Source organism: Enterococcus sp. AZ063, from assembly GCF_051715045.1.
GTDB lineage: Bacteria > Bacillota > Bacilli > Lactobacillales > Enterococcaceae > Enterococcus_D > Enterococcus_D casseliflavus.
On record NZ_JBIOTA010000001.1, the window covers coordinates 176,493 to 203,141 of the forward strand.

General features: G+C 43.0%; 21 protein-coding genes. 16 read left to right on the forward strand and 5 right to left on the reverse strand.

What is annotated here, in order from left to right; genetic code table 11:
- Nucleotides 1–281 precede the first annotated feature (281 nt).
- A complete protein-coding gene (locus tag IGK61_RS00815) occupies nt 282–1,562 on the forward strand; it encodes a PTS sugar transporter subunit IIC (protein WP_074535624.1) in 1,281 nt (426 codons plus the stop codon).
- Between the two features lie 43 nt (nt 1,563–1,605).
- Here IGK61_RS00815 and IGK61_RS00820 read toward each other — a convergent pair whose 3' ends face one another.
- Nucleotides 1,606–2,652, reverse strand: coding sequence for an AraC family transcriptional regulator (locus IGK61_RS00820; protein ID WP_074535625.1), 1,047 nt, complete (start codon nt 2,650–2,652; stop codon nt 1,606–1,608).
- A 38-nt stretch (nt 2,653–2,690) separates the two neighbouring features.
- Between IGK61_RS00820 and IGK61_RS00825 the strand changes: the two genes are divergently transcribed.
- Nucleotides 2,691–5,489: an alpha-L-rhamnosidase gene (locus tag IGK61_RS00825; RefSeq protein ID WP_074535626.1), complete on the forward strand. Its 2,799-nt coding sequence runs from the start codon at nt 2,691–2,693 to the stop codon at nt 5,487–5,489.
- 385 nt (nt 5,490–5,874) lie between these two features.
- Nucleotides 5,875–6,243, forward strand: coding sequence for a YxeA family protein (locus IGK61_RS00830; protein ID WP_074535627.1), 369 nt, complete (start codon nt 5,875–5,877; stop codon nt 6,241–6,243).
- Nucleotides 6,244–6,412: 169 nt separating this feature from the next.
- On the opposite strand, the gene IGK61_RS00835 is transcribed toward IGK61_RS00830, so the two are convergent.
- The gene (locus tag IGK61_RS00835; protein WP_074536952.1) at nt 6,413–7,708 is read right to left on the reverse strand and encodes an ISL3-like element ISEfa11 family transposase; all 1,296 of its coding nucleotides are present in this window, start codon (nt 7,706–7,708) and stop codon (nt 6,413–6,415) included.
- Nucleotides 7,709–8,060: 352 nt separating this feature from the next.
- Between IGK61_RS00835 and IGK61_RS00840 the strand changes: the two genes are divergently transcribed.
- From IGK61_RS00840 to IGK61_RS00850, 3 genes are all read left to right on the forward strand, one after another.
- Entirely contained in the window at nt 8,061–9,407 is a 1,347-nt protein-coding gene (locus tag IGK61_RS00840) for an amino acid permease (protein ID WP_074536613.1), read from the forward strand.
- Nucleotides 9,408–9,514: 107 nt separating this feature from the next.
- Nucleotides 9,515–9,943 (forward strand): DUF1761 domain-containing protein, encoded by a 429-nt coding sequence (locus IGK61_RS00845; protein ID WP_074536614.1) that lies wholly within the window; start codon nt 9,515–9,517, stop codon nt 9,941–9,943.
- Between the two features lie 240 nt (nt 9,944–10,183).
- The gene (locus IGK61_RS00850) at nt 10,184–10,684 is read left to right on the forward strand and encodes a hypothetical protein (RefSeq protein ID WP_074536615.1); all 501 of its coding nucleotides are present in this window, start codon (nt 10,184–10,186) and stop codon (nt 10,682–10,684) included.
- Between the two features lie 108 nt (nt 10,685–10,792).
- On the opposite strand, the gene IGK61_RS00855 is transcribed toward IGK61_RS00850, so the two are convergent.
- Nucleotides 10,793–11,929, reverse strand: coding sequence for a serine protease (locus IGK61_RS00855; protein WP_074536616.1), 1,137 nt, complete (start codon nt 11,927–11,929; stop codon nt 10,793–10,795).
- A gap of 419 nt (nt 11,930–12,348) precedes the next feature.
- Between IGK61_RS00855 and IGK61_RS00860 the strand changes: the two genes are divergently transcribed.
- The 3 genes from IGK61_RS00860 to IGK61_RS00870 are packed head-to-tail and all read left to right on the forward strand — an operon-like array spanning nt 12,349 to nt 15,862.
- Nucleotides 12,349–13,653, forward strand: a complete 1,305-nt coding sequence (locus tag IGK61_RS00860; protein ID WP_074536617.1) for a hypothetical protein — start codon at nt 12,349–12,351, stop codon at nt 13,651–13,653.
- 45 nt (nt 13,654–13,698) lie between these two features.
- A complete protein-coding gene (locus tag IGK61_RS00865) occupies nt 13,699–15,084 on the forward strand; it encodes a hypothetical protein (protein WP_275853267.1) in 1,386 nt (461 codons plus the stop codon).
- 4 nt (nt 15,085–15,088) lie between these two features.
- Nucleotides 15,089–15,862, forward strand: a complete 774-nt coding sequence (locus IGK61_RS00870; protein ID WP_074536618.1) for a hypothetical protein — start codon at nt 15,089–15,091, stop codon at nt 15,860–15,862.
- Nucleotides 15,863–15,948: 86 nt separating this feature from the next.
- On the opposite strand, the gene IGK61_RS00875 is transcribed toward IGK61_RS00870, so the two are convergent.
- Nucleotides 15,949–16,878, reverse strand: coding sequence for a methyl-accepting chemotaxis protein (locus IGK61_RS00875; RefSeq protein ID WP_074536619.1), 930 nt, complete (start codon nt 16,876–16,878; stop codon nt 15,949–15,951).
- Between the two features lie 218 nt (nt 16,879–17,096).
- Between IGK61_RS00875 and IGK61_RS00880 the strand changes: the two genes are divergently transcribed.
- The 5 genes from IGK61_RS00880 (at nt 17,097) to IGK61_RS00900 (ending at nt 22,711) form a co-directional block, all read left to right on the forward strand.
- Nucleotides 17,097–18,056 (forward strand): alpha/beta hydrolase, encoded by a 960-nt coding sequence (locus IGK61_RS00880; protein WP_074536620.1) that lies wholly within the window; start codon nt 17,097–17,099, stop codon nt 18,054–18,056.
- Between the two features lie 254 nt (nt 18,057–18,310).
- Nucleotides 18,311–19,963, forward strand: a complete 1,653-nt coding sequence (alsS, locus tag IGK61_RS00885) for an acetolactate synthase AlsS (protein WP_005232673.1) — start codon at nt 18,311–18,313, stop codon at nt 19,961–19,963.
- Nucleotides 19,964–19,981: 18 nt separating this feature from the next.
- Complete coding sequence (budA, locus tag IGK61_RS00890; RefSeq protein WP_074536621.1) at nt 19,982–20,698, forward strand: acetolactate decarboxylase; 717 nt, start codon at nt 19,982–19,984, stop codon at nt 20,696–20,698.
- Between the two features lie 302 nt (nt 20,699–21,000).
- Nucleotides 21,001–22,431, forward strand: coding sequence for a catalase (locus tag IGK61_RS00895; protein WP_074536622.1), 1,431 nt, complete (start codon nt 21,001–21,003; stop codon nt 22,429–22,431).
- A 16-nt stretch (nt 22,432–22,447) separates the two neighbouring features.
- Complete coding sequence (locus tag IGK61_RS00900; RefSeq protein ID WP_005232670.1) at nt 22,448–22,711, forward strand: hypothetical protein; 264 nt, start codon at nt 22,448–22,450, stop codon at nt 22,709–22,711.
- 183 nt (nt 22,712–22,894) lie between these two features.
- Here the strand turns inward: IGK61_RS00900 and IGK61_RS00905 are convergent, their stop codons facing one another.
- Nucleotides 22,895–24,388, reverse strand: a complete 1,494-nt coding sequence (locus IGK61_RS00905; protein ID WP_074536623.1) for a helix-turn-helix domain-containing protein — start codon at nt 24,386–24,388, stop codon at nt 22,895–22,897.
- 210 nt (nt 24,389–24,598) lie between these two features.
- Here IGK61_RS00905 and IGK61_RS00910 point away from each other — a divergent pair, with 210 nt between their 5' ends.
- Both IGK61_RS00910 and IGK61_RS00915 read left to right on the forward strand, forming a co-directional pair.
- On the forward strand, nt 24,599–25,027 hold the full coding sequence (locus IGK61_RS00910; RefSeq protein WP_074536624.1) for a hypothetical protein: 429 nt from the start codon (nt 24,599–24,601) through the stop codon (nt 25,025–25,027).
- Nucleotides 25,005–26,444, forward strand: coding sequence for a helix-turn-helix domain-containing protein (locus tag IGK61_RS00915; protein WP_074536625.1), 1,440 nt, complete (start codon nt 25,005–25,007; stop codon nt 26,442–26,444). Before IGK61_RS00910 ends, IGK61_RS00915 begins: the two co-directional genes overlap by 23 nt.
- Nucleotides 26,445–26,649 lie beyond the last annotated feature (205 nt).

The window sequence follows — 26,649 nt, forward strand, 5'->3', positions numbered from 1 at the left end:
CATTGTTTTTTCTAGTTTCTTACGATCTGTTGAACTCGATGCATTTGTGTCATCACAATATTGGATTTTTATTGGTCATCTCATGGTATTCTTCATGAGAAGACCAGCGAATGTTTTTGGCTTCCTAAAAAACACGGATCAATGCGCAACATTCTATTCAAAATCAATAACATCTAATTCTTTGATTTGGTTAGTATTTTTTCTTTCATAGGTCATTGGAGCGCGACATGAAATAGGGTTTAATGGTGTTGTTAACGTTATCATAAAAAGGAGGATGTAACATGAATGGATTTACAGAACGAATAGAGAAAATCGTTTCCCCCGCTGCTTCTTGGCTAAACAACAACAAAGTGATCCAAGCCATCTCAAAAGGGTTAATGATGTCTATGCCTATCATCATGGTAGGCGCAATTGCTTCGATTTTTCAAAATTTTCCCTTGGCAGCGTATCAATCTTTTCTTTCCGATTCTTACTTTGGTCAATTATTGACAACGATCGTCAATGTGACCACGAATATGTTAGCGGTTTATGTGGTGGCAGCGATCAGTTATACCTATTGTAAAATTTTAGGAAATTCTGATGGATTTATTTGTTCCTTATTAGCTTTGATGAACTTTTTCTTATTGACACCCATGATCGTTATTGGTGAAGGATTTGCTGCAGCAACGAATCTACCGATTGAATGGTTAGGGGCAAAGGGACTGTTTACGGCAATGCTCGTTGCCATTTTGACAACCAGATTATTTGATCTCAGTGTCAAGAAAAATTGGACGATCAGACTGCCTGAGTCAGTACCTCCCTTTGTATCAAAAGCATTTGCAGCTATTGTTCCTGGTTTTTTGATGGTGATTCTTTTTGGATTGATTGCATTTCTATTTTCATTGACACCATACAATGATGTCCATCATACCATTTATTCACTGATTCAAGAACCACTAGGCAATATCGGAAATAATGTTTGGACAGCGGCGCTTATTTATTTTCTCTCTGGTTTGTGTTGGTTCTTTGGTATCCATGGGATTGCAGTGATTGGGGTAGTGATGCCAATCTGGATCGCAGCCGATGCAGCGAATATTTCTGCGCTGGCTGCAGGAGAGGCAGCGCCTAATATTATTACTTTCTCATGGATCAACATTGTTTCTTCACCAGGAGGCGGGGGCGCAACGATTGGGTTAATTGTATTAGCGACCTTTTTCAGCAAAAGTCAGCGTTATCGATCAATGGGAAAGATTGCGTTTGTCCCCTCTTTATTTAATATAAACGAACCAGTCATTTTTGGGTTTCCAATGGTATTGAATGGCTTGATGGCGATTCCGTTTATTTTTACTCCAGTGATCAATATTTTGTTAGGTTATGCCCTAACAGTCATGGAGATTCTCCCACCGTCAAACGGTGCTGGTTCCATGGGGATGCCTATTTTCTTAAATGCACTTCTTAATGGCGGTTGGCGTCTATTGGCCTTTCAGATCGTAGCGACCCTGTTATCGATTGCGATCTATTATCCGTTCTTTAGGATATTGGATCAAAAAGAATACCAACTAGAAAATCCCGACCCAAAATAGTTCATAAGATACCCACAATCCACTTTCATGGGTTGAGGGTATCTTATTGATCGCTATGAGGAGACGTCGTTTCTAGCCGTTGCTGACTTGCCAAGCGATAATCCCGAGGTGTCATCTGCGTTTGAGCATAAAATTTCTTATAAAAAAAACTGAGATTATGGTAGCCAACCTCTTCAGCGATGTTCTGAATCGTTTCATCTGTATAGGACAATAGGTACTTGGCTTTTTTGATCTTTTGCGCCACGACCAACTCTTGGTAGCTGCTGCCCGTGTGATCTTTTAGCAATTTAGAGATGTAATTCGGATGATAGCCAAAAAGATCTGCAATACGTTGCAGCGTACAGTCCGCAGCATGATCGGCGATATATTTTAAGATCGGTAAGATGATCGTATGATCGGATCGGTCAAAACGTTCATTCGTAGTCACGTGATCTAATCGGCGAATCAAGGTAGTTAAGAATAAAAAGAGGTACGATTTCAACATTTCTGCAGTATAGCTATCATTTCGAAAATATTCGATCAACATTTGTTCCATCAAGCCGTGAAGCTCTTGCGGAACGATGGAGCGAAAAAGCAAAAAATTTTCCTGTTGGTTTTCTGATAGCGCTTGAATGATGAATTGTGACAAGATACTATGCTCCGATAAGCGATTTAAAAAAGAATCAGTGAAGAACTGTTTTTGCAAAACGATATTGATGATGATGTCTTCTTCTTCGACATCATAAAGCGTGTGGACGATGTTGGAGTCTAAAAGACAAAAATCTCCCTCCGTTAATTCATACGTTTTATCCATAAAGACTTGTTTACAACTTCCACGATAAACATAGGTCATTTCGAGATGATCATGCTTATGTAGGGGAGGATTACTAAAACGCGTATGTTGGACAAACTCGATCGTACTATTTTTAAAAAGGCTGCGCTTGTCATTCGCAAAAAATTTATTGTTATGACCGGCATTCATCAAGTTAAACGTAGGGATCTCTTCATCAAAGCGTTGGAAAAACGGGGCACTCTTTTTCGGCTGTTGTTGATAATTCAATTCACTTTCCGTCATGGAAAAAAGCAATTCGCGCAACTGCTGTTTATTCATATACACAACTCCAATTTTTAGTAAAAGGCGATGATAACATGGAAATCAATCAAATGACAATCAATTATTACACTGAACCGCTCGGCTATGATCTAAGCGATCCTGTCTTTCGGTATCAAGTAACGGACCAATCAAAAGCAGTCTTTCATGCCTTAGAAGTGGCGCTAGATGCTGATTTTCAAGCAATCGTTAGCCAAGTACCGAAACAAAAGCTCGCTGCGTATCGCTTTTCCTGCACCTTTCCAATGCAACCTCGACAGCGCTATTTCTGGCGTGTCACGATCTGGGATGCAGCAGGTGATCGGTATCAAAAGACGAGCTGGTTTGAAACAGGGAAGCTGCAAGAAGCGTGGCAGGGTAAGTGGATCACGCCTGTGACAACGCCACTTGAATCAGCGATCTTTTCTTATCAAGGAGACTTCGCTAAACCGATTAAGCAAGCCCGTTTGTATATTTGTGGGCTAGGTTTGTACGAAGCATACTTGAATGAGCAAAAAATTGGAGACGAGTTTTTTACTCCCGGTTACACCAATTATCACGAATGGCTCCAATATCAAACCTATGATGTGACTGATGATCTAGTTGATTCACAGTATACAATAAAGGTTCTCGTGGGAAAAGGCTGGTATCAAGGAAATTTTGGGTTTCATGGCGGGAAAGAAAACATCTATGGCGATGCCTTTTTATTAAGGGCAGAGCTGCATCTAGAATACGTGGATGGCACACAAGAGGTCCATGGAACCAATCAGGAATGGCACGTTCGCACCGGTTCGATTGGGAAAAACAGCATCTATTATGGCGAAGATATCGATGAAACGATTCCTCACCAGTCTATTCAAGCGGTGAAGGAACACCAAGGCCCACAAGGGAAGCTAACTGAACGGTTTAGCTTGCCTGTAAAAATAAAAGAAGAGCGCCCAGCGATTGCTTGTTGGCAAGAAGATGGGGATTGGGTGTTGGACTTTGGTCAAAATATGGTCGGTTGGGTCACGTTTTATGATCAGTTACCACCCGACGCTCAAATCAAACTCGAGCATGCCGAGCTATTGGTCAATGGCAAGTTTTATCGGGAAAATTTACGAGCCGCCCGAGCAGCATTCACGTATCGTTCCAATGGCAACCGACAGTGGGTTCGTCCGCACTTCTCATTCTTTGGGTTTCGCTATGTTCGGATCAGTGGCTGGCCGTTAGAGTGTCCCTTTGCTAAAGACGCCTTTATCGGACAGGTGATCTATACGGATCTAGAAACGACAGGGGATTTTCGCACGAGTAATGAAAAAGTGAATCGATTGTACCAGAATATTTTGTGGTCACAAAAAGGCAACTTCTTTGATGTGCCGATGGATTGTCCTCAACGCGATGAGCGCATGGGGTGGACAGGAGATGCACAGCTCTTTTCCCAGACAGCGATGTATACAATGGACACGTATGCGTTCTTTCGGAAATATTTACATGATTTAGCTAGCGAACAACCACATTTTAATGGTGCGCCACCAATGACTGTGCCGCATGTTCCGACAGATATCCAGCAGTCTGGGGCAGCAGTGGGCGTTTGGGGGGATGCCGCCACGATCATACCTTGGCATTTATACCGCTATTATGGTGAACCACAAATTCTCAAACAACAATTTTCTAGCATGCAAGCGTGGGTCGAATACATTGCCCGTAAGACGCATATCAACGGTTTATGGGACAAACAATTTCAATTTGGGGACTGGTTAGCTTTAGATGGTGATGATCCAGCTTCTCCGATTGGAGGGACCGAAGCAAAGTTTGTTGCGAATATATTTTACTGGCATTCCTTGAAAATCGTGGCGCAGGCTGCAGCTATTTTGGGCTATACTTCTGAAGCTAAGCAATATGATCAGCGTCAAAGAATGCTCAAACAAGCCTTGCGAGCAGAATATTTCACGCCGAATGGGCGCCTTGCACTCGATACGCAAACGGCTTATGTGTTAACACTGGCATTTGATTTGGCTGCCGATCATGAAGTTGCGGGGATCGTGGAGAAGTTAAAAGAGAGACTAAAACGAGATGACTATCATTTGAAAACAGGTTTTGTTGGAACGCCTTTTTTAAATTTAGTTCTTAGTAATTATGGATTAAACGAGATAGCCTACACGCTCCTGTTAAATAATGATTATCCCAGCTGGCTTTATGCGATCGATTTAGGCGCAACGACGATTTGGGAACGCTGGAATTCGCTGTTACCAGATGGGTCGGTCAATCCTCAAGGCATGAATTCGTTCAATCATTATGCTTATGGAGCAATTGGCCAGTGGTTCTTTGAGGGTGTTTTAGGCATTCAACAAGCATCATCCAGCAGCGGGTTTCGGCACGTCCACATACAGCCCCAGATCCATTGGAGTATCAATCATGCCTCCGGCGGCATCGCCACACCGAATGGACGGATTGAGGTCGCTTGGGCTTACGTTGCCAAAGATATCGTGAAATTAGACGTTACCTTACCGACACTTACGCAGGCAATCCTTCATCTACCGGAAGTGGAGATTTACACCGATGAAGCGCTGACTGACCGCTGGTCTGAAGAAACACCCTTAAAAGCAGGGCAAAATCATTTTTATTTAAAAGCCACAGCCTATCAAAAACCAATCATTTCTGCTGAAACTACGTTAGGGGAGATCCAACAAACCCCCTTGATGTATGTGCGAGCAAAGCAACGATTTGCTGAGTCAAAATTATTTTCCAGCAGCAACGTAAGGGACCATCAAAAGCGATCACTAGCTTATTTTGTCAATCAAGAAGTGATTTCTCAGACGCAGTTGGCTGGTTTTATCGATGAAATGACGGCATTGATCAAAGGAGACAAGAACTGAGCCCGTTATTCGGGGAACTGACTGGTCACAAGTCAAAGTGGTATCTATCGCTGAAGAAAAAAGCAGACGGATAATCTTTCCGTCTTAACGCAAAACCTATACCGATGCGTATCATTATTTGCGGACGATTGGTGTCGCACAAGAGACCCTCGTTCATTTGCAAAGCAAGTTGATCGATGTGGCAGTGACGGTTTAAAGGTCACTAATAAACGGAACATCTAAGTGAGGGACTACTGCTTCTTTTGAAAAAGTAGTCCCTTTTTGTCTTAGTCACAATGACCGACGGAAAAATACGCCTTAAGTTTGATTATATTTATCGCTTGTTTTTTTATACTGAAGGTAGATAGAAAAAACGGAGGACAATCACTTGAAGAAAGCAATTAGTATGATCCTGCTCATGTTAACGATCGGGACCGTCACATTGGTTACATGGTCTTATTTTACGAAAGATGATTCCAGCGAACTGGTTCAGCTGGTGGATCGTTTCAATCCGTTCGTACCGGAGAAAAAGGTCTATGTCAAAACATCCGACGAGTATGGCGTGTTGCAAGAACACGATTCCTACGAATATACACAAGAAGGGGTCAATGAAGATGGGCAAAAGATCAAAATCACGTTTTGGGCACCACAAAAGCTAAAAGAAAATGCCTACCTAGAGCTTGATGCAAAGGGCAAACATGTGGAGTCGTATCAAGAGGTGACCGAACAAGATCTCCCTGACGCCGTCAAAGACGAGTTGGTTACGACTGATTGATCATCAAGCCTGCTTGAAAAAACGGACAGAAAGTCATTTCCCACAAGTCGGGAGATGGCTTTTTTCGTGCATTCACTTAGATAAAAGGGCTCTTTGTCAATAAGGACTGATGAGTTGTGCAAAATCAAATCTGGGTCAGAATGAACCACATTCTGGCTCAGATTTTTTGTTATCTTACATTGATTAATTTATTGATCAAAAAGATTCTAATTCTCATGTTCTCGAATGATTTAAATCCGTAGGATACTCGTTTCATTGTCTTTATGTGGGTATTCTTCGCTTCTATTTTTCCATTGGAATAAGGATAGATCATTGCGTTGGTGATGCCTTCTTCATAGGTCAGAAGGTTTTGAAGCTTCTCCCGAAAGCCGTCATCTAACGTTTTGGGAAGTTCTGCCAATATGCAGAAAAATAAGTCAGGGTCTTTGTCTCGAAAGGCTTCAACTAATTCATGAAAAAAGGGATACGCCTCCTTCAGGGGCGTAGAAAACTCAAGCAATCGATCAATCATCATTGCTTCAGTAAGAAATGGGTATTTTGGTGCTCGGAAACTTTTCCATGTTTTGTATTCATAATGGTTGATGTTTGCACGATTTTTTAGCAAAAAGCGCCAGTTCTTTTTCAGTTTTTCTGCCTGGCTTTTCTGTCCTGCTTTACGAAGTTCATTCATTTCACGGATACGCAACTCATTGAACGCTTGATTCATGTGTTTGACAATATGAAACCGATCAATCACTACTTTCGCATTTGGCAGAACACGTTTGGTGAGCTGGAAGTAGGCGGCGTTCATGTCTGTCACCAAGAATTCTACTTCTTCTGGATTGGTACAACCTAAGAAATAGCTTGTTAATCGAGGTAATTTACGCGTAGGCAAAACATCTATTAATTTTCCTGTTTCGCCATCTGCGCAAATAAAGCTCATTTTATCTTCTATGGAAGCATGCGAACGAAATTCATCAACCATCAATACTCTGGGGAGAATCTTCTTGGATTGCTTTGGTAAATAGCTTTTAAACTCTTTCAATGTACGAATAACGGTGGTCAAAGATACCTGACAGCTTTTCGCAATAAAAGATAAAGATACTTTTTCAGTCAGTAAAGAAGCAATTTTATATCTAACATGATTTGCGATTGAATGTCTGGGTTGGACAAAATAACTTTGAGCAGTCCAATGGGTTCGGCAGTTTTTACAGGTATAGCGCTGCTTTTTTAGGCGCATAACCAAAGGCATATGATTGTATTGTTCAAAACGGACAATCGTTTCCTTCTTCCCATTTTTCACTATAATTGCTTTCCCGTTTCCATCTACCACAGTAGAACCACAACTTCTACAAGCACGAGGAGTAGGCGAGAGAACAGCATCGACGACCAACGTCTTTTTCTTCTGAAGGGTCTCGTAAGAGACCTCTGTAATCATCAAATCTTTCTCTATTATTCTCAGCATTTTTTTGATAGAATCATTCATATAGCATATCGTCCTCTCAGTTGTTTATTTTGTGGTGATTTAATCATACTAGAGAACGATATGTTTTTTAATACCTAAAATGAAAATGGGACTGAAGAATCAATTCTGATTCATCAGTCCCATAAATTATAGAGCCGATAAAAGCTCGCCAAGATTTGATTTAGGTGAAAAAGATTAGAGGAAGATAGAATTTTCAGAAAAAATAGATAATTTTTTCAATTCTTAGTTGCAATAGTAGAAACCTCTGGTATTCTCTATGGGGTAGTTTAAAAAAATCATTCATATAATTAAAAATAGCGCCAGGGAGAGAATCACCTTGTATGGAGGATCAATGGTTTTCAAGGAGGAACGTATGACAGAAAAAAATCAATTAAAAAAGCAGATGAAAACCAGACATATCACTATGTTGGCACTAGGTGGCGCCATCGGTGCTGGCCTATTCAAGGGCAGTGGTGAAGCGATCCAGTTAGCGGGGCCTGCGGTCTTGCTGGCGTTTATTTTTTGCGGGCTGATCTTATTTGTCGTTATGACAGGACTGGGACAGTTGGTCTTATCTGACCAAAAACAACATGGCCTTTCGGGCTTAGTCCAGCCATATCTTGGCGTGCATACAGCCGATTTCATCGACTGGATCTACTGGTCAATGTGGATGATCAACATCATCGCCGAAGCAGTTGCTGCCGCAAGCTTTTTGCAGTTGTGGTTTCCCAATATTCCAGCTTGGATCTTTGTTTTTATTTTGGCACTACTCACGACCATCATCAATTTGTTTTCGGTTCGCTTGTTTGCGGAAACAGAATATTGGCTTTCCTGGGCCAAAATCAGTGTGGTGATTGCGTTGATCTTGGTGGGTCTATATCTGGTTGTCACGCAAGTCTTTGATTTGGGCTTTTTCCCGACGATGAGACAAATGACAGATTATGGTGGTTTTGCCCCCCATGGTATCAAAGGGTTTATCAATTCTTTACTGGTTGTGATCTATTCGTACGGCGGTTCTGAATTAGTAGCCATTACGATCAGTGAAGCGGAAAATCCCAAAAAAGCGATCCCGCAAGCAATCAAAGGAGTGATGACTCGGATTGCCGCTTTTTACATCATTCCCTTGTTTCTTTTACTGATCATTTATCCGTGGAATCAATTAGCCGATCCAAATGTCAGTCCTTTTGTGATGGTGTTTCAAAAAATCCATGTCCCACTTGCCTCCGACATCGTCAATTTAGTGATTATTTTGGCTTTGTTTTCGTCAATCAATTCTGGAGTCTATGCTTCTTCAAGAACGTTGTTTTTCCGATTAAGCAACAATGGCCAGAAAAAAAGCCGCTTTACGATGCTGAATAAAAACAGCGTGCCCCAACGAGCGATCATGTTTTGCAGCGGTACTTTATATCTTGGGGTCGTTCTTTCTTACTTTTTAGGCGACAAACTCTTCAATTATCTAGCAGGCTCCCTGTCTTATACTGTATTGCTGATTTGGTTGCTGATCAGTGCGGCGGCGTTTGTTTTGGTACGCAAGCAGAAGAAAATGGGCTATACGATTTTCTTGAGTGGGGCGATCCTTGCGTTGCTTTTGCTGTTTGCCGGTATCTTGATCACTAACCCATTGGCGGTCACTGGCTTCACCGCACTATTGTATACGATCATTTTTCTTAGTTTTTATTGGAACCATCGAAAAATAGAGGAAACCAGTGAAAAAAGTTGAAGAAACGTCCCTTAAGACATAAACTGATGGGGAAGGAACCCCGCGTTCGGTTGTTTCTTCGGTTCTCAGGAATGTGACGATAAAATAAAGTGTAGGAGAAAATGAAAATGGTTAATTTTTGGACATTGATTTTCGGCACCCTCAGCTGGGTCGTGGTGGAAAGTCTGCTTTACAATCCGATGCATAAGTGGGGCAAGTTTTGGGCGAAAGAATCAGGAATGGCAGAGAAGGTGGCTGATCAGCAGATGACGACCGGTGACATGCTCTTTACCTTTGGCGGCACGATCGTTGGTGGGATTCTCTTATCAGCAGCGACCTATCAAGTCGTCTATTGGTTTGCAACATTCGATCATGATGGTTGGCTGATGACCTCTTTGCAAGTCGCTTGCTTATTGTGGTTAGGGGTTTATGGGGTCGCCACCTTCGTGATGGCTGTTTACTCGGGACAGTCCCGCAAATTAGTCGGGCTGCACCTTGTGAACGGGTTTCTAGGAGTGATCGTTTTAGGACTTGTTGTCGGCTTGATTGGACAGTAGGCAACGATCATACCCCAGCGAGAGCGTTCAAAGGTCTCAACGAATCAATCCTAAAGAAAGCCGATCTTGTTTCAACAAGGTTGGTTTTTTTGTGCGTAAAATTATCCTTACTATAAAAAAAGGCTATAAAAGCAAATAATTTGTGCTATACTAAAAGCACTTTAATCTGTAGAAAACCAAATCCGCGGATTGCGGAAAAATCATCAAAGAAGCAAAATTAGGGGCAACGAGGAGGAAAAAATGAAAACGAAAAGCATGTTAGGTAGAGGAATATTTGCTGCCGTTTGTTTAGCGACACTATTTTTCTTGACAAGCTGCAGTAGCTCAGGGGTTGACTCTGCAGCTGCGAATCAAGTGTTGACCAATACCAACAGTCATCAGCAAAATGCCTTGTACGTTTTGGAAGATGGAAAGCTCACTGTCAATAAAACGCTGAGTTTTTTGGTCGATCCGAATCAGGAACCTGCGGACTTGGTAAAAGAACAAGAGACGCAATTAGTGCAGATCAACGAAACACTGCAAGCAGAGTTTCCCAAAAGCAAAGCACTGACTGCGGCAGACATCGGTCCTATGCACACCTTTGAAGTGACAAATGCCCAAGTGATCATTGATCAAGAGAAAAGGGAAGTGCGCATGACTGGCGATGATTTTGAGAAAATATTCAAAATGGCGGACAACAATGACAAGCGTCTGATCGATGACGAACAAAACGAGTACGAGTTTTCGTATGAGGAAAACTAGCAAGTGACAAAAAACGGCTGCCTCCGACGAGACAACCGCTTCAGACAGTAGACAAACCTTAGACAAAAATGAGGTTTGTCTTTTTTTCGTTGCAAAATTTAGTGGCTATTACGGAAAACATTTTGCGCAAGGAGTAAGTCCGCGACTTTGCGCTTCTGCTAAAGTTGCAGGCGTGTAGGTACCGTTGCCGCATTTTCTCGTATGGTATTTCGAACCTGTTGGTGTCACGAGGACCGACGTTTGGGCTTGATTGCTAGCAGCGGCTGGCTGGTTTTCTTCTGGCACAGCTGCCGCTGCTTGTCGTTCTTCCTCCGCCTTGGCTTGGGCGGCTGCTTGTTCGTTGGCAGTGATCGTTTGCGCCACTGTTTTCGTTCGAGCAGCTAATTCCTCATCGGGGGTCTTGAGACGAGCGACAGCATCTTCTGCACGAGCAAGGGTATCTTTTGTCGGCTCCGCCTCTGCTGCTTCCACCGCTTGGACAGCTTCTGCAACGAGGGCTTCTGCTTCTTTCTCAGAAATCTTGGTTTCTACAGTGGATAACCGACTTTCAAACGTTTCCTTGTTCAAAACCGCTTGTGCGACCAATTCTTTTGCCTGATCGAAATCACTGCGTTCAAGAGAAGCTTCAGCAGTATCAAGGGCTTTGCCGATGGCAAGATGGTCTTCAACTACCGCGAGCCGAGTAGCGAGATCTTCGTAGGTTTTACTTAAAGCATGAATCAGCGTCACGGCTTCGTCGTAATTCTTTTGGTTTGGCTGGGTTTCGGCAAGAGCCAGTGCCGTCTCGGCTTTTACCAGTGCTTCTTGTTCTTGTTTTTCAGCTTGCAAACTCGCTAGAAATGCGCGAGAAGGTTTGACGGTGACGACCTCTTCTTTAGTGATTCCACCCATGGAGGCTTGGAGAGTAAATTCCTGTTCCTCTTCATCTTCCAGTTGGACAGCATAAGAAAATGTTTCGTCCGCCAGCGAAACCTCCACCCCGTTGATCGTCAGTTGCGCTTCTGGGTTGGTTCGCCCAGTGATCGCCGCTTCGCCTTGCTCATTCGTAACCAGTTCTGCTTCATCTACGTGAAGCTCCGGTGTTGCTGCAGGAGTCAATAGTGCCCCGCCAATCAATAAGAGAAAACCACCCATAAAAATAACGATTTTGTTGCGAAGCGGCTTTTTCTTGATCAATCCAAGAATAAAAAAGATTCCGCTTACAACCATTGTCAAAAAACCAACAACAAAAATAAATATCCCCATACTTTTTTCATTTCCTTTCTTGTGAATAATTTAATTATAACATTTTTACTAACGTATCCGCCATTAATAACTGGGATCAATAGTGATGAGAGTAGTAGGGAGGACTAATCGCAAATCAATATTTATTTTTTATCAATAATAAATAGATTTACATTATTTTTTATTATAAAATGATACATAAAGGGCTATCTTTGTTTATGCTGCCTTTTTCAAAAAGACACTTGATACCAATACACTTGTTTGCTTTATCACTAGAAACAGACGCTTGAACCAAAAGGATTGAAACGAGCAAACATCTGCAAATCAGCAGTTTCCTTTTGTTCCTTCCCCCAAATAACACCATAAAAAAGAGATTCCCCCTCACTTGCAACCAAGCCATTTCATTGATAAGAAAATCAGTATGCGCAAAAGGAGAAGCAATGAAAATCACACAAATCCAATGTCCCAGCTGCTTGGGTCAGTTAACCGTTGAATGGGAGACAGGAAAAGCAGTCTGCCAGTATTGCTTAACGAAGTCAGTCCTACATTCGCCGCCAAAACAAACGCAAGCAGCTTCGAATGAACAGGTTCCCGTAGTTTTTCAAGAAGTCAAAGAAGGGTTTTATTCGTTTACCTTTAATGAAGACGAGGTAGCAAATGCCTTGAAAAAATGGCTGATCCAACAGGAATCAGTTCCTGAGGACATTGTCGTTCATCTTGAAGTCAGCGAGGTAAAACGATATTTTATTCCGATTTATGAATTTCAGGTGACCTATACGATGCACTGGGAGGGGACCTTTGGCTACGATACCCATTCCATTGCATGGGAAGGCTCGCATACGACCACATGGGAAAAGAAGCGCGGCGACCATCCAGATGAGACGGTCATACTCTATCAATGCGGCAGTTCGGAGGTGATCGAGCAAGAAATTCCTCAAAGCTTCGAGGTCAATGATGAAATGAAAAGAAAACCGCACTTTAGTACCGATCAAAAGGAATTTCAACAGCTAGTCTCAGCACATGCTATTCATGCTTTTCCCTTTGATATTGAGCAAGAGCAGGCGCTCTTTGGTTCTGAAAAACAAGCGGAATTGAGAGCCCATGCGAATGCGGTGATCCAGAAGAAAGAATCTGCCGATCATCTAAAAGAGCTGCACCTAGATCTTTCCCTGATCAGCTGTGCTACAGAAAAGCTCTACTTTCCCCTGTATATGGGCACCTTCAAGTACCAAGAGCAATCCTTTGAATTTGCGATCGACGGCAAAGATCCTGACCGAATGAAGCTGCCGATTATCCCACAGTGCCAAGAAACCTTACAAACGGTTGCGAATTTTTCAAAAGCTCGTAAGGTTTTTGGCTGGTCCTCCGTACTCTTTTTTACGTTAGGTGTGATCCTGATGATCTTGGCGCTATTCATTTCTGAATGGATCCCTCTAGGAAGAGTATTTAGGGCTGTCATAGGGGGGATTGTCATGAGTTCTCTGCCAACTGCAATCTATTGGGTAGTATCGGGGATATTGTTGCACTTTCTAAAAGAACAGTACCTCAAAACAGTCCAAAAATTTAGAGATGAGCTCCAAAGAGAATTATTAGGTAAGAAAACAGTTGGGACCGCTTTGTTAGCAAACTATGAGAAGCGTGGGAAGCACCTTGCAAGAATCAGGAAATTTTATGAATGGCTCGATACGCTCGCTTATGTGGTCGTGATCGCTACCCTTATTTGGAACATTCGTCGGTTTTTTTGATAAGCCATCTTGTTGAAAAAAATGATTCATAAAAAAGGAGAAAAAATGAAAATCACACAAATCCAATGCCCCAGTTGCTTAGGGCGTCTAGAAGTTGATTGGGACTCAGGAAAAGCAGTCTGTCAGTATTGCTTGAATGAGCTGTTGATCAAACCGGAACAAAAAAACCAGGAACAAACAAACCAAGTCGTCTCGCTGAAAGAGTTGCCACGCATTCAAGGGACCGTCAAAGAAGGGTTTTATCCGTTTGCCTATGATGAAAAGGCATGTGAAGCGGCGTTGAAAAATAAACTAGCTTGGCAAGAGACCATCTCGGAAAGTATTTTTTTTGAGCTAGAGATGGTTCATCTAAAACGTGTGTTTATCCCGATGTATTATTTTCAAATTGCTTATGATGCGCAAGTGAGAGGGAGCTATGTCCATGAGGAACAACAGAGGGGGAGTGGGCGCATTACTGCCGACATTTCTTTACATAACAGCGGGAACACAACGGTTTTCAATGAATATTTCCCTACGGATACCCAAAAAGAAGCAGATTACAGCATAAATGGCAAGCTGCCGCTGCATCTTCAAAAAGGCGCTGCCTATTGCACGGATATGCAGCAGTTTTCGGCACTTAGCCAAGACGCTCAGGTGCTGCCCTTTGATATTTCCAGAGAAGCGGCACTTGCTGATACCCATCTAATGGAAGTCTTTGAAGCAAAAGCCAAAGACCATTTGGTGGGAGCAGATGTTGCCAATGAGGTTCAACTGACTCTTTTTCCGAAACAATGTGATACGGAAAAACTGTATTTTCCTTATTACATTGGCGAATTCAAGTACGGAAACCAAACCTATTCTTTCGTGGCTGATGGCACCGATGCTGAACGCCTTTTTCCAACCCAGCTCCCTGAATGTGAACAGCTCGTGCAAGTGAAAAAAAGTTTTTCGAAGACCAGTAGTGTCCTTTGGCAGTTCTGCTATACCTTTTTTTCATTCGGAATACTTTCAGGGACCCTTTTAAATTTTATTTTTGGTGGATTTTTAATGCCTGCCGTTGCCTTTAGTTTGATTGGCACATCGATCGTGCTTTTTGTCATTTGGCTAGTAGTTTCATTTTTTTTGATTACGCAAAAAATCAACTTCTTTAAAGAACATAAAAAGTTTAAAAAGGATCTGAATCATGCACTCAGTCAGCCACAGGCAGATCAAATAGCTATTTTGCAGACATTTGAAGCTCGAAAAAAGAAACTCGTCCGAAAAACAGTATTTTACAGTGGTCTGGAAAATATGGCGTATGAATTCGCATTGATTCTCTTTTTAGCAACACTGGCTTGGTATTTCGGTTTTTATGGCATATCGCTTCTAGTGCTGCTGGCGTTTGTCAGCTGGAATACGATCCGTATCTTTACCACGGATAGCTCCGATACCTGTATCGAAACGAAAGGATGATTCAATGGATATTATTCCGATTCAATGCCCCCACTGCCTAGGAGAACTAGAAGTCAATTGGGACGCTGGCACGGCGATTTGTCTGTATTGTCGTGGGAAAATGGTGATCAAACGGTCCTTCGATCCTACCAAAAGCCCGCATGCCAATCCTATGACAGCAAAACAGCTTTCGTTGACGCATCTTGCTTTTTTGCTGAAGAAAATCAGTCAATCAGCTGCTGCCGACACAACGATTGATCCTCTTCCCCTGGGAAACTCGCCAGCGACTGGGGTATCAAGTGATCACAAGCAGTCAAAACAAGCGGCAATGAATCAGACGTCTTTGATTCAGCGGGCGCCACGCGATCCAGTCAAGGAGCGGCAATATCGTTTGACTGTCTTTTTACAAAAACAAAATTTTTTGTTCTATTTTTCTGGAGAAAGACAAGTGCTGCCACGGCAATGGCAAAGACAAGTCCTTGCTAGTTTTGAAGTGCCTGAAACGGAGACCCCTCTTGCGCTGCTAACGGCAAAGATGACTGGCAAGAAAGCGAATGTGGGGCTGCTTTTTGGCGTTGAACGAGTGTATTTGTGCACGTACGAAAAGAAAGAAAAACGAATAGCCAGTTTTTCCTGGAGTGTTTGGAAAAACCTCAGTTTTGAGGTCCAGCATAAAATGTTTAGTAGCTTTTTGGTGATTCAACAGGAATACCGCATTCCTCTCCAAGCATTGGGCTTTGCGACCCAATCATTTTTGCAAGAATTACAGCAGTTGTTGCAAGAGTGGGAGACTGGCTAGTGCTGAGTATCGATGAAATCAAATAGGGAATCAATTTATTGGTCAAAAAAAAGAGAGCGTCGCAAACAGCGGCGCTCTTTTTCACTTCATGTGGTTTCCAACTCAGCGTCGTTGGTTTCTGATAAATACTCGGCTTCATCGTTTAAAAGACTGGCAGTCGTTCGCAGCGTGTCGTAAGAATGCAAAACGGCAGCGAGGCTTTTTTGCGAATCACTGATTTTCATGGTCGTCGAATCGGCACTATCTAACACGACTAAGGCTTGTTGGTTGATGGCTTGCATGGTTGCGGCAATGGTTTGGGTCAACTGCTTGGTCTGTTCAGCTAATTTTTGCATTTCATCCGCAACCACCCGAAAGCCAGCTGCCTGTTCGCCGATCCGTGCCGTTTCGATGGAGGCGTTGAAGGAAAGCAGTTTGGTTTGTTGTGCAATGCGGTCGATGTCATGCAGCACCGCTGACACCTGTTGGCTATCCATTTCTAAGGCATGGGTCGTTGCTTGATTTTGATCAGACAGCTGTTTGACTTGCGCCAAGTTCTCTGACAAATGATCGACTTGCTGGTGTCCGTTGGCAGAAAGTCGTGTCAGGGAAGCCGCACTGTCTTGTACTTTTTTGATAGTGACCGCTAAGGCTTGTTCTCTTTGGGTAATGTCAAAAGCGATTTTGACGACATTGACGACTTCTTGCTGCTCATCGAGGACGGGGAAGTAGATCCCTTCTAAAATCAGTTTTTCTCCTTGTTTGTTTTTCCGAATGATTTTGTCTTGAAACCGTTGCTTTGAGTAAAGTAGTTGATTCCAGAAAGCCTGGTAATCCGTACTGGCAGCATAATGGTCAAAACAAAAGGTCCGATGCGGCAAGCCAATGATTTCTTCTTGGCTGTAACCTAGGATATCCGTCATGTTGGCATTGGCGAAAACAACTTCTTTTTGCGGATCAAAGACTATGACAGCGAGTTCTTGAAAAATAGCAGCGAGCAGACGGTTATTTTGTGTTTCATCTAATGTGAATTTCATACGTACTTACCTACGCCTTTCAGTTTTTTGGGAAGTTTACACAGCGAGTGTCTTACAGTTATCGGTGATGAAGGCAAGGCAGTTAAGAGTGCAAAAATCACCTTTTTTGTCGAGCGAAATGCCTGGAAGCAGAAGGAAGCAAGATTCTTTGCATCAGAATGACTTGGTGGTACCCTTAAGGTCAACACGAACGATTTCAAACAAAAGGAGAGAATCGTATGACAGATAGAATTTCGTTGGAAAAAGCAGCCGTTGAATTTAGTGAGGCAAATGCACCGCACCCACGGATCTATGAATTACCGCCAGAAGAAGGGCGCGCACTATTGGAACAAGTCCAAGAGTCACCCGTCAATAAATTGGCGGTTGAGATAGAAGATCAGACCGTAGATACAGGCGAATGGGGGACCATCAATGTTCGTTTTGTTCGTCCTGAAGGAAATCATGCGATTCTCCCTGTCATTTATTATCTCCATGGCGCGGGCTGGGTCTTCGGCAGTGCCGCGACTCATGATAAATTGATCCGTGAATTGGCGGTACGAACCAACTCGATCGTCATTTTTCCTGAATATAGTCGTTCACCAGAAGCAAAATACCCAACGGCGATCGAACAAAATTATGCGGTCTTGCAGCAATTACCGGGATTTGTCGATGTCAAAGGCTTAGACCTTAGCCGTTTGACCGTGGCTGGCGATTCCGTAGGTGGGAACATGGCGACGGTTATGACCTTGTTGACGAAAGCCCGTGGCGGCATTCCGATCGCACAGCAATTATTGTTCTATCCTGTGACAGATGCCCGCTTTGATACGCCTTCGTATGAAGCATTCGGCGAAAATTATTTTCTGACCAAAGAAGGGATGCAATGGTTCTGGGATCAATACACGACGGATGAAACACAGCGGAATCAAATTACCGCTTCTCCTCTACGAGCGACCAAAGAGGAGTTAGCCGATCTGCCACCAGCGTTGATCATTACGGGGGAAGCAGATGTCTTGCGGGATGAAGGGGAAGCCTATGCGCAGCATTTACGAGCAGCTGGTGTGGAAGTCACCCAAGCGCGTCTGCAAGGGATCATCCATGATTTTGTGATGGTCAATGCGATGGATCAGACCAAAGCCGCACGAGCGGCCATGACACTGGCTGTCGGTTGGCTGACGGAAAAAAATGTCCCCGCAGAATAAGAAACCGACGAAAGAAGCTTCTTTTTAAGCGGTGTTCTGATACAGAAAAGGATGTATGGAGTGGAGCGATCCACTCCTTTTTTTGTCGGAAAAATTGAAAGACGTACACCTGCAGTCTGAAGCAGATGCAAACGCTCTCTAAAAAAACTCGTTTTTATAATACAGATTTTAATAAGTGTTTTTCGTTGATAAATAAATAAAAAATGCTATTATATGTATTGTGATTAATACAGTTTTTGAAAAGAGGTAATACAGTGAGTGCAAAAGGATCAGAAATCATTGTTGAAAGTTTAGAGAATCATCGGGTGCCTTATATCTTTGGGATTCCCGGTGCAAAAATCGATGGCGTATTTGATGTGTTGAGTGATCGGGGACCAGAGTTGATTTTGGCGCGACATGAACAAAACGCGGCATTTATGGCACAAGCAATCGGTCGCCTGACAGGAGAGCCAGGAGTCGTCATTGCGACAAGTGGACCAGGAGCCAGTAATTTAGCGACTGGGTTGGTCACGGCAACTGCCGAAGGTGATCCCGTCCTGGCACTAGCAGGCCAAGTGAAGCGTTCTGACCTTTCAAAATTGACCCACCAAAGCATGAATAATGCGGCATTGTTTGCGCCGATCACGAAATTCAGCAGTGAAGTCCAAGATCCTGAAACCCTTTCTGAAAGTATTGCCAACGCCTTTCGCATCGCAAAAACAGCGAAAAAAGGGGCGAGCTTTTTATCCATTCCTCAAGATGTGACAGATGGAACCGTTCAAGGGGCAGCGATCAAACCGCTATCTTCGCCTAAATTAGGCAGTGCCGATGCAGAAGATATCCAGGCACTCGTCGATCGGATCAAAGAAGCCAAACTGCCTGTCCTACTCTTAGGGATGCGGGCTTCAGGCGTGAAAGAAACACAAGCGATTCGTCATTTAGTTGCAAAAACTGGGTTGCCTGTCGTAGAGACCTTCCAAGGCGCCGGGATCATTTCTCGTGAATTAGAAGAGCATTTCTTTGGCCGCGTCGGCTTGTTCCGCAATCAGCCTGGTGATATGCTGTTGAAACGCAGCGACTTAGTGATCGCTGTGGGGTACGACCCGATCGAATACGAAGCTCGCAACTGGAATGCGGAAAAAGATGCCCGCGTGATCGTCATCGATGAAGTACCGATGGAGATCGATCCATTTATGCAGCCAGAAGTTGAACTGATGGGCAGTATCGCGAAAATTATTGAACAACTATCAAAAGCCATCGATCAGTATCACTTGACCGAAGACGCTCAAAACTATTTAACGACGCTGCAAACCAAACTCAATGAAAAACCAGCGGATGTCGAAGGCAGCAACAATACCTTGCATCCCCTGGAAATCATTGATGCTTTGCAACAAGAAGTGACCGATGACATGACGGTGACGGTGGATGTCGGCAGCCACTACATTTGGATGGCCCGTCATTTCCGCAGTTATGAGCCACGGCATCTGCTCTTTAGTAATGGCATGCAGACTTTAGGGGTCGCTTTGCCATGGGCGATCGCGGCAGCGCTCGTGCGACCAAATACTCAAGTGATCTCTGTATCTGGCGATGGTGGCTTCTTGTTTTCTGCCCAAGAGTTAGAAACAGCCGTCCGTTTGAAACAAAACATCATTCACTTGATTTGGAATGACGGTACCTACAATATGGTGAAATTCCAAGAAGAAATGAAATATGATCGTGCTTCTGGGGTTGATTTTGGACCAGTTGATTTCGTGAAATATGCCGAAGCGTTTGGTGCCAAAGGCTTACGGGCAACCACCAAGCAAGAATTGATGGCAGCCATCGAAGAAGGCTTTGCAACGGATGGTCCAGTGATCATTGATATCCCTGTGGATTATTCAGACAATGCCGATCTTGGCAAAACGATCCTACCTGATCAATTTTATTAAGACCAAAGGAGCATCAAGATGAAAGTGAAAAACAAAAGTTATTTATATCAGCATGGCACCCTAGGTGGGTTGATGCAGGATTTAATGGATGGCACGGAGCAAATCGGCAAAATGCTTGAATATGGCAATTTTGGGATTGGTACTTTGGCTGGTTCCAATGGTGAAGTGATTATTTTAGATGGTGAAATCTACCATGTAGACGAGTCGGGCAAGGTACAAGTGCTCCAAGGAAATGAAGGAACCCCCTATGCGGCAGTCGTTGATTTTTCTGTGGCGAAGCACCTGCAGGTCAGCCAAGAAATGACCGATGAAGAAGTGAAAAACCACGTCCTGACAGAAGTCAGCCCGAATTTGTTTTCCGCTGTCAAAATCCATGGGGTATTTACCAAGATGCACGTCCGCGTTGCCCCAAAGCAAGAAAAACCGTACCCAAAATTCATTGAGATCATCCAGCATCAGCCGGAATTTCAAGCAGAAGATATCAGCGGAACGATCGTTGGGTTCTTTACCCCGTTGTTGTTCCACGGTGCTGCGGCCGCCGGTTTCCATTTGCATTTTATTAGTGATGATCGCACATTTGCTGGTCATGTCTTAGACTTTGAAGTGGCAGCTGGTGAAGTCGAATTGATGGAACTAGCCGAATTTCGTCAGCATTTTCCTATCGACAACCAAGACTACTTGCAGCGGGAGATCGATGTCGCAAAAATCGCCAAGGATATTGAAGCTGCCGAATAAGCAGCAGGCAGCAAAAAATAATTGATCGCCAGTAGAGTGGTCTCGGATCGAATTGAACGCAAAGCAGCAGTGAAGCCAACGCTTCACTGCTTTTTTGTGCTTCCTTCTATTCATGAGGCTTGCTGCAAAACCTGGATGCTTCGATAGAAAAGTTGGGAAATTGTCAAAAATCTGAATTAATTCTTATTTTCGAGCAAATAAATTGATATATTTTAAGAATAATGATAATTTTTGTACTAATTAGAAGTATTTTGTTGAGAGTAATTGCACTTGACTGATTTTATAGAGAAAAGAGGAAAGATATGAAAAAAAAGTTGACGACTGCGCAAGGAGCCAGTGTAGCGGATAACCAGAATTCTTTGACAGCGGGGCGCCGTGGCCCAGTGTTGATTCAAGATGTCCATTTGCTAGAAAAACTGGCACATTTTAATCGTGAGCGGATTCCCGAACGGGTCGTTCATGCGAAAGGTGCGGGGGCTCATGGGGTCTTCCGAGTAACAAACGACGTAACGATGTACACGAAAGCGGCGTTTCTTTCAGCCATCGAGAAAGAAACGGAGATGTTTATTCGCTTTTCAACGGTTGCCGGAGAACTAGGGTCTGCGGATACGTTGCGCGATCCACGAGGGTTTGCGGTTAAATTTTACACGGAAGCGGGGAATTATGACCTCGTGGGCAATAATACCCCGATTTTCTTTATTCGTGATCCGTTGAAGTTTCCTGATTTTATCCATACCCAAAAAAGAGACCCGCGAACACACTTGAAAAATCCAGAGGCGGTATGGGATTTTTGGTCCCATTCACCGGAATCCCTCCATCAAGTCAGCCTGTTGATGGGGGATCGGGGCTTACCGGCAACCTTTCGTCATATGCATGGGTATGGGAGCCATACATTCGCTTGGCTCAACGCAGAGGGAGAACGCTTTTGGGTGAAATATCATTTTCGGACGGATCAAGGCATTATGAACATGAGTGCGGTACTCGCAGCAGAACTTGCGGGAAGCAATCCTGATTATCATATTGAAGATCTATATAAAGCGATTGAGGCAAAGGAGTATCCTTCTTGGACACTCTATGTTCAAATCATTCCCTTTGAAGAAGGTTGGTCAGCTGCCGTCAATCTTTTTGATGTGACCAAAACAGTCTCACAAAAAGACTACCCGCTCATTGAAGTGGGACGAATGACTTTGAATCGCAATCCAGAGAACTATTTCAACGAAGTCGAGCAAGTCACTTTTTCACCGGGCAATATCGTTCCAGGGATTGATTTTTCTCCGGACAAACTATTGCAAGGTCGGCTGTTTGCTTACGGTGATGCGCATCGTTATCGAGTTGGACCCAACAGCAGCCAGTTGCCGATCAATGCGCCAAAAGCGCCTGTCCATAATCACCAACAGGACGGTTTCATGAATACCAAAACGAATTCTTCAGGGATCAATTATGAACCGAACAGTTTCGATGGCATCAAAGAAAACCCGCATGCCAAGGGCATCCACTATTCGTTAGAAGGAGAGATCGGTTCCTTTGATTACGATGAAGACTATTATAGCCAAGCAGGTGATTTTTATCGTTTGCTCTCAGAAGAAGAACGAACACGTTTAATTCAAACGATTGCGGGAAGTTTGGGACAGGTTCAAAATCAACAGATCAAAGAACGGCAGGTCATGCATTTTTACCGTGCGGACCCAGAATACGGCAGACGAATCGCTGAAGCGATCGATGTGAACATTTAAGAAAGGAGGAAAAAGAATGTTACTGTTACATGTAGTTTTTGGTCTTTTATCTTTTGTCGGAGCAATGATGCTGGGGGTGGCCTTTAAAGGGCAGCTGCGAGAGCTTTCAAGGCTTCAGCAATGGGCAGTCGGTTTGAGTTATACGGGCACGCTGTTGACGGCGATTTTGGGGATCTTGTCTGCATCTTCTCATCCAATCATCGTACTCATGACCCTCGTAGGCGCACTGGCTTTTACGAAACGGACATTTTTAAGTGCCGATCAATCCAAAGAGCAATGATTGCTGATAGTAGCGGCGTAGAAGGAAAAAGCGTACTTGATTCACTGGAAAAGTCCCATATAAAGCTGCTTCCACTAAAAAAGAACAGCTTTATATGGGAGGATTAGTCAGGCGTTCGTTTAAAGGCGACAAGGAAATATCAATTCTCTTTCTTTGGAGAAGCGGCGTGAATGATTGGAATTACTACGTATTATCAAGAACGACCAACCGCAAAATTCTCGGATTGATTCGATTCAAAAGATAATTCCAATCGGCAGCGTCGGGTATTGATTTTAATAAGACACTTTCAACATCCAGTAAGTATTCAGTGGCGTATTCGGAGTAGTTAGTAATGAGAAAATTAATGTTTTTTTCTTTTAAATACTCGTGGGAGAGTTCGTTTGAATCAGGGTAGTACATTTCATGATAAACGCCAAGATATTTTCGGATAATACTTTCGGCGTACTCACAAACATATTCATTGCCTTCAAAAATAACAGCTATAGTTCTCCGCGTGCCCCAATTCTCTTCAATGATGGCTTCCATGTGGAAGGTGAGGCTGGCACAAAAATCATCCAAATGGTCGAAAGAATAGAGTGTTTTCACAAGAGGATGTGAGAGCAAAAACTGGCGATTTTTTTTATATTCAGCCGCAAATTTCTCTTTGACGAAAGCATTCAAATCATCGATGTTGACGTTCATCGTTGGCGATAACAACTCACGAAGCTTGAAAATAGTGAAGAATGACTCTAACCAAAGCAAATCTTTTTGTTCATCAAAGCTGTTGCCGCGATTTTGGACATAAAAATCAGCAGTGATCTGTTTGATCGCGGGCCAGTGGTTATAGTTAAGACAAAACGCTTTGCTTGTTTCTATATCGGTGTTGAGTTTGCGACGACAAATGATGCAAGTCAAAAGATAGATTGCTTCTTCTTGAGGAAACTCAAAGGTAAAATAACGCTGGATAATCTTTTTAAGGTCCTCATAATTTGAAAGTAAACCATTTTTTTTAACTAACTCGCTTAGTTCTGGAGAGGGGGCAGCAAGTAAACCGCGTTTGCTGCGCTCCACGCTAATATAAAGGATATAAGCAAAATAAGAAAACGAAGAGCTCTGTAAGGCCTTCGTTTCCAAAAGGTCAGTGATTTCCATCACCGCATCTTGTACATGGATCGAGGGAAATAACGTGTGGACATTAATGTCAGACTCGTAGTAAAAAAGACAGAAAAATTTTCGTATATCGATCTCCGAACCTGCCAAAGAGACGGGATCCGTTTTGATTTTTAAACAGAAAGGGGATAAAAATGGCTGTATTTTCCGGAAGTAGCTGATCAGCGCTTGTTCAGAAATATTAAGCGTTAAGCTCCAATCAAAGAGGGTTTGCTGCTCATCATAAAAAATACTTTCTAAAATCTGGAAAATCGGTTCATCTTTTATCAATTCTTGCTTTTGCTTTCGATACCTATCATGATCGATTTCTTCAAAAAGATACCCGATTTTTGCTGTATGGATCGCCATAGCCCCTTTAAAATACTCTCGCAAGCTAGCAATGTCAGTAATCAACGTACGCGTACTGCTCTCGGTCACTTCAGCGAGTTCTCCCAATGTACGGGTGGGACTTTTCTCAAATTCATTTAACAATTGCAGCCAGCGAATCAACGTGCGGTTTCGCATGAATTTTAATTGAAATGTTTTCATGTCAGCCTCCAACAAAATAAGTTTCAATAATTATAGCATAATCATTTACACAGAGAATGAAACGTTCAACTGTTAGGCGTTCTTGCCACAGTGCCTTGAAGGCTCTGACTACCAGCAAAACATTTCCGGGAATATCAATCGTTCACGGTAAGTATAGCAAGGACCTGAGAAACCAATTGCCAAAAATCATACATAAAGGAGGAAAAAGAAATGGACCGTCGAATTATTTTTTTAGCAAGTACCTATGTTGTATTGGGGATGGTGAAGGTTCCACTGGCTTTTCCTCATATAGAACATTCTTTTGGTTCCCAAGTCAATATAGTAAAAAACATGTCCGATTTTGCTGATCGATCCGCCGATGCTGCTTCTTTGATTGATGAAAAACAACCCGAACACGAAAATGACTTCTCCGCAGAAAGAGCGAGACCATCTGTCGAGTCCTTCCAGCGAATCATGCTAGAGGAGGTTTTTGAGAAGGGAAAGATGGCACCAGCTTCCCAAAAGATGACCGATCAGATGATGCGAAGCAACTACCCGATGACCTATCATGGTCAGCTCAGCATGGTGTTATCTGGAATCACCCTTTATGGACAACGAGGCGAGGAGGCTTCCATTTGTGTTTACAACGTTTTTGAATAAAAAAGATCAGCGTAAGTTGAGTGTTTACAAAGAACTGGAGCATGCGCCCTTCATGACACGATCGAGGGAGCAAATGATGGATCGTTTAGGCATGTCTCCATTTTTAGTAGGCAAAACGGTAGAAGAATTAGCTGCTGATTTCGTTCAGTCTGGCTTACAAAAAGAAGTAGCACTCAGCTGGGATGGTGAGACAATAGAACTGCACACAAATGGGCGATTTACTTCTGAGCTCCTCTTTTCTTACTATGCTGAGAAATCTATCAAATTTTCACTGTTTACGGCCATTTTTTGTGAACGCCTCCATTCCATCAACAGCTTTGCTTTGGATCACTTTTTAAGTCATACAACCGTTTATAATGAATTTAAGGAGCTGAAAAAAGCGCTGCAGGCATTGGCGATTGACATCAATAAAGAGTTTAAGTTAGTAGGGGATGAATGGCGCATCCGAGAAGTTGCCTTGCTTTTTTTTAGTATGATGAAGCGCTTAGACCCATTACGGACCCTTCAGAGCGCGAAAGAAATCAATCATTTTGCGCAACTCTTTTTCGGGTCAGCTTTTTCCGATAACTATTCTTCGTCTCTGGCTTTACGATTGAAGATATATTTAGGGATTGTGACGGTTCGAATTCGAAATCAGCATTATTTAGCGAAACTTTCAAACACTTCTTTAGCAAATCAAGTGGCGAGCCAGAAACTTCCAACGATACAAACATGGTTGCGCAGTAGAAAGACCATGGAGGAAGATTTCATCAAACAAGAAAGTCTCGGATTGTTAAACTATTTGATTGTGGAAGGTTGGCTTGAGGAGGAACGGTTCATGCAAGACTCTTGCCCAGAGATTCTTCGCTTCAATCAGCTGTTTATGGATTTTTTGACGCCACGATTGAAAGAAAACAGTCGCCAATATGAGGTTCGCCTAAAAGATCAGCTAATGAAGATCCACTATGAGTTGGTTCATTTTCCTTTGTACGTGAAATACAAGTATACGATGACAGAGGTGACGTACTTTTTCGAAGCGTATCCTGAATATGTGGAATGGTGTCGGACATTTTTGGAAAAAAATAAAAAGGAGCAGGTTCTATGGGAAGCAAAGGAATTTTTATTTTATCGTTACTTGCTCTTACTAGTTACCACGATTCCGATGAATGAAATTATTGAACCATTGTATGTCTGCGTCGACTTTTCATTCGGGGAAGCCTACAATCACTTTATTAAAGAATCGATTTCCCGTATCGTCAATCTGAATATTTTATTCCAACGTAGCCCCACGTTGCAAACCGATTTGATACTTTCGGATATTGTTTTGGCAGAAAACAGCAGCATCGATCAAGTTTGCTGGTTAACACCACCAAGGCCGACAGATTGGGCGATTCTCACAGAAAAAATCCTCGATTTGCGAAAAATGAAGTACGAATAGGGAGGCACTCAGTACAAGATTGAAAGCAAAGGACAAAAAAAACGATTGAAACACTGTTTTTCAACTGGCAGCCACCCATTTGAAAAACAGTGTTTTTTTCTGATGACGCCAGAGGATCTTAGGCAACACAAAAAAACTGCTGAAGCCGAGGATCGACAATGCGTTGGATGCAAAACGTGGTCCTTTATCAGTAGACCCATTCTTC

Bases quoted from the DNA above. Each gene is read 5' to 3' on its own strand.
- IGK61_RS00815 (WP_074535624.1), top strand. From the start codon at position 282: ATGAATGGATTTACAGAACGAATAGAGAAAATCGTTTCCCCCGCTGCT.
- IGK61_RS00820 (WP_074535625.1), bottom strand. From the start codon at position 2,652: ATGAATAAACAGCAGTTGCGCGAATTGCTTTTTTCCATGACGGAAAGT.
- IGK61_RS00825 (WP_074535626.1), top strand. From the start codon at position 2,691: ATGGAAATCAATCAAATGACAATCAATTATTACACTGAACCGCTCGGC.
- IGK61_RS00830 (WP_074535627.1), top strand. From the start codon at position 5,875: ATGATCCTGCTCATGTTAACGATCGGGACCGTCACATTGGTTACATGG.
- IGK61_RS00835 (WP_074536952.1), bottom strand. From the start codon at position 7,708: ATGAATGATTCTATCAAAAAAATGCTGAGAATAATAGAGAAAGATTTG.
- IGK61_RS00840 (WP_074536613.1), top strand. From the start codon at position 8,061: ATGACAGAAAAAAATCAATTAAAAAAGCAGATGAAAACCAGACATATC.
- IGK61_RS00845 (WP_074536614.1), top strand. From the start codon at position 9,515: ATGGTTAATTTTTGGACATTGATTTTCGGCACCCTCAGCTGGGTCGTG.
- IGK61_RS00850 (WP_074536615.1), top strand. From the start codon at position 10,184: ATGAAAACGAAAAGCATGTTAGGTAGAGGAATATTTGCTGCCGTTTGT.
- IGK61_RS00855 (WP_074536616.1), bottom strand. From the start codon at position 11,929: ATGGGGATATTTATTTTTGTTGTTGGTTTTTTGACAATGGTTGTAAGC.
- IGK61_RS00860 (WP_074536617.1), top strand. From the start codon at position 12,349: ATGAAAATCACACAAATCCAATGTCCCAGCTGCTTGGGTCAGTTAACC.
- IGK61_RS00865 (WP_275853267.1), top strand. From the start codon at position 13,699: ATGAAAATCACACAAATCCAATGCCCCAGTTGCTTAGGGCGTCTAGAA.
- IGK61_RS00870 (WP_074536618.1), top strand. From the start codon at position 15,089: ATGGATATTATTCCGATTCAATGCCCCCACTGCCTAGGAGAACTAGAA.
- IGK61_RS00875 (WP_074536619.1), bottom strand. From the start codon at position 16,878: ATGAAATTCACATTAGATGAAACACAAAATAACCGTCTGCTCGCTGCT.
- IGK61_RS00880 (WP_074536620.1), top strand. From the start codon at position 17,097: ATGACAGATAGAATTTCGTTGGAAAAAGCAGCCGTTGAATTTAGTGAG.
- budA (WP_074536621.1), top strand. From the start codon at position 19,982: ATGAAAGTGAAAAACAAAAGTTATTTATATCAGCATGGCACCCTAGGT.
- IGK61_RS00895 (WP_074536622.1), top strand. From the start codon at position 21,001: ATGAAAAAAAAGTTGACGACTGCGCAAGGAGCCAGTGTAGCGGATAAC.
- IGK61_RS00900 (WP_005232670.1), top strand. From the start codon at position 22,448: ATGTTACTGTTACATGTAGTTTTTGGTCTTTTATCTTTTGTCGGAGCA.
- IGK61_RS00905 (WP_074536623.1), bottom strand. From the start codon at position 24,388: ATGAAAACATTTCAATTAAAATTCATGCGAAACCGCACGTTGATTCGC.
- IGK61_RS00910 (WP_074536624.1), top strand. From the start codon at position 24,599: ATGGACCGTCGAATTATTTTTTTAGCAAGTACCTATGTTGTATTGGGG.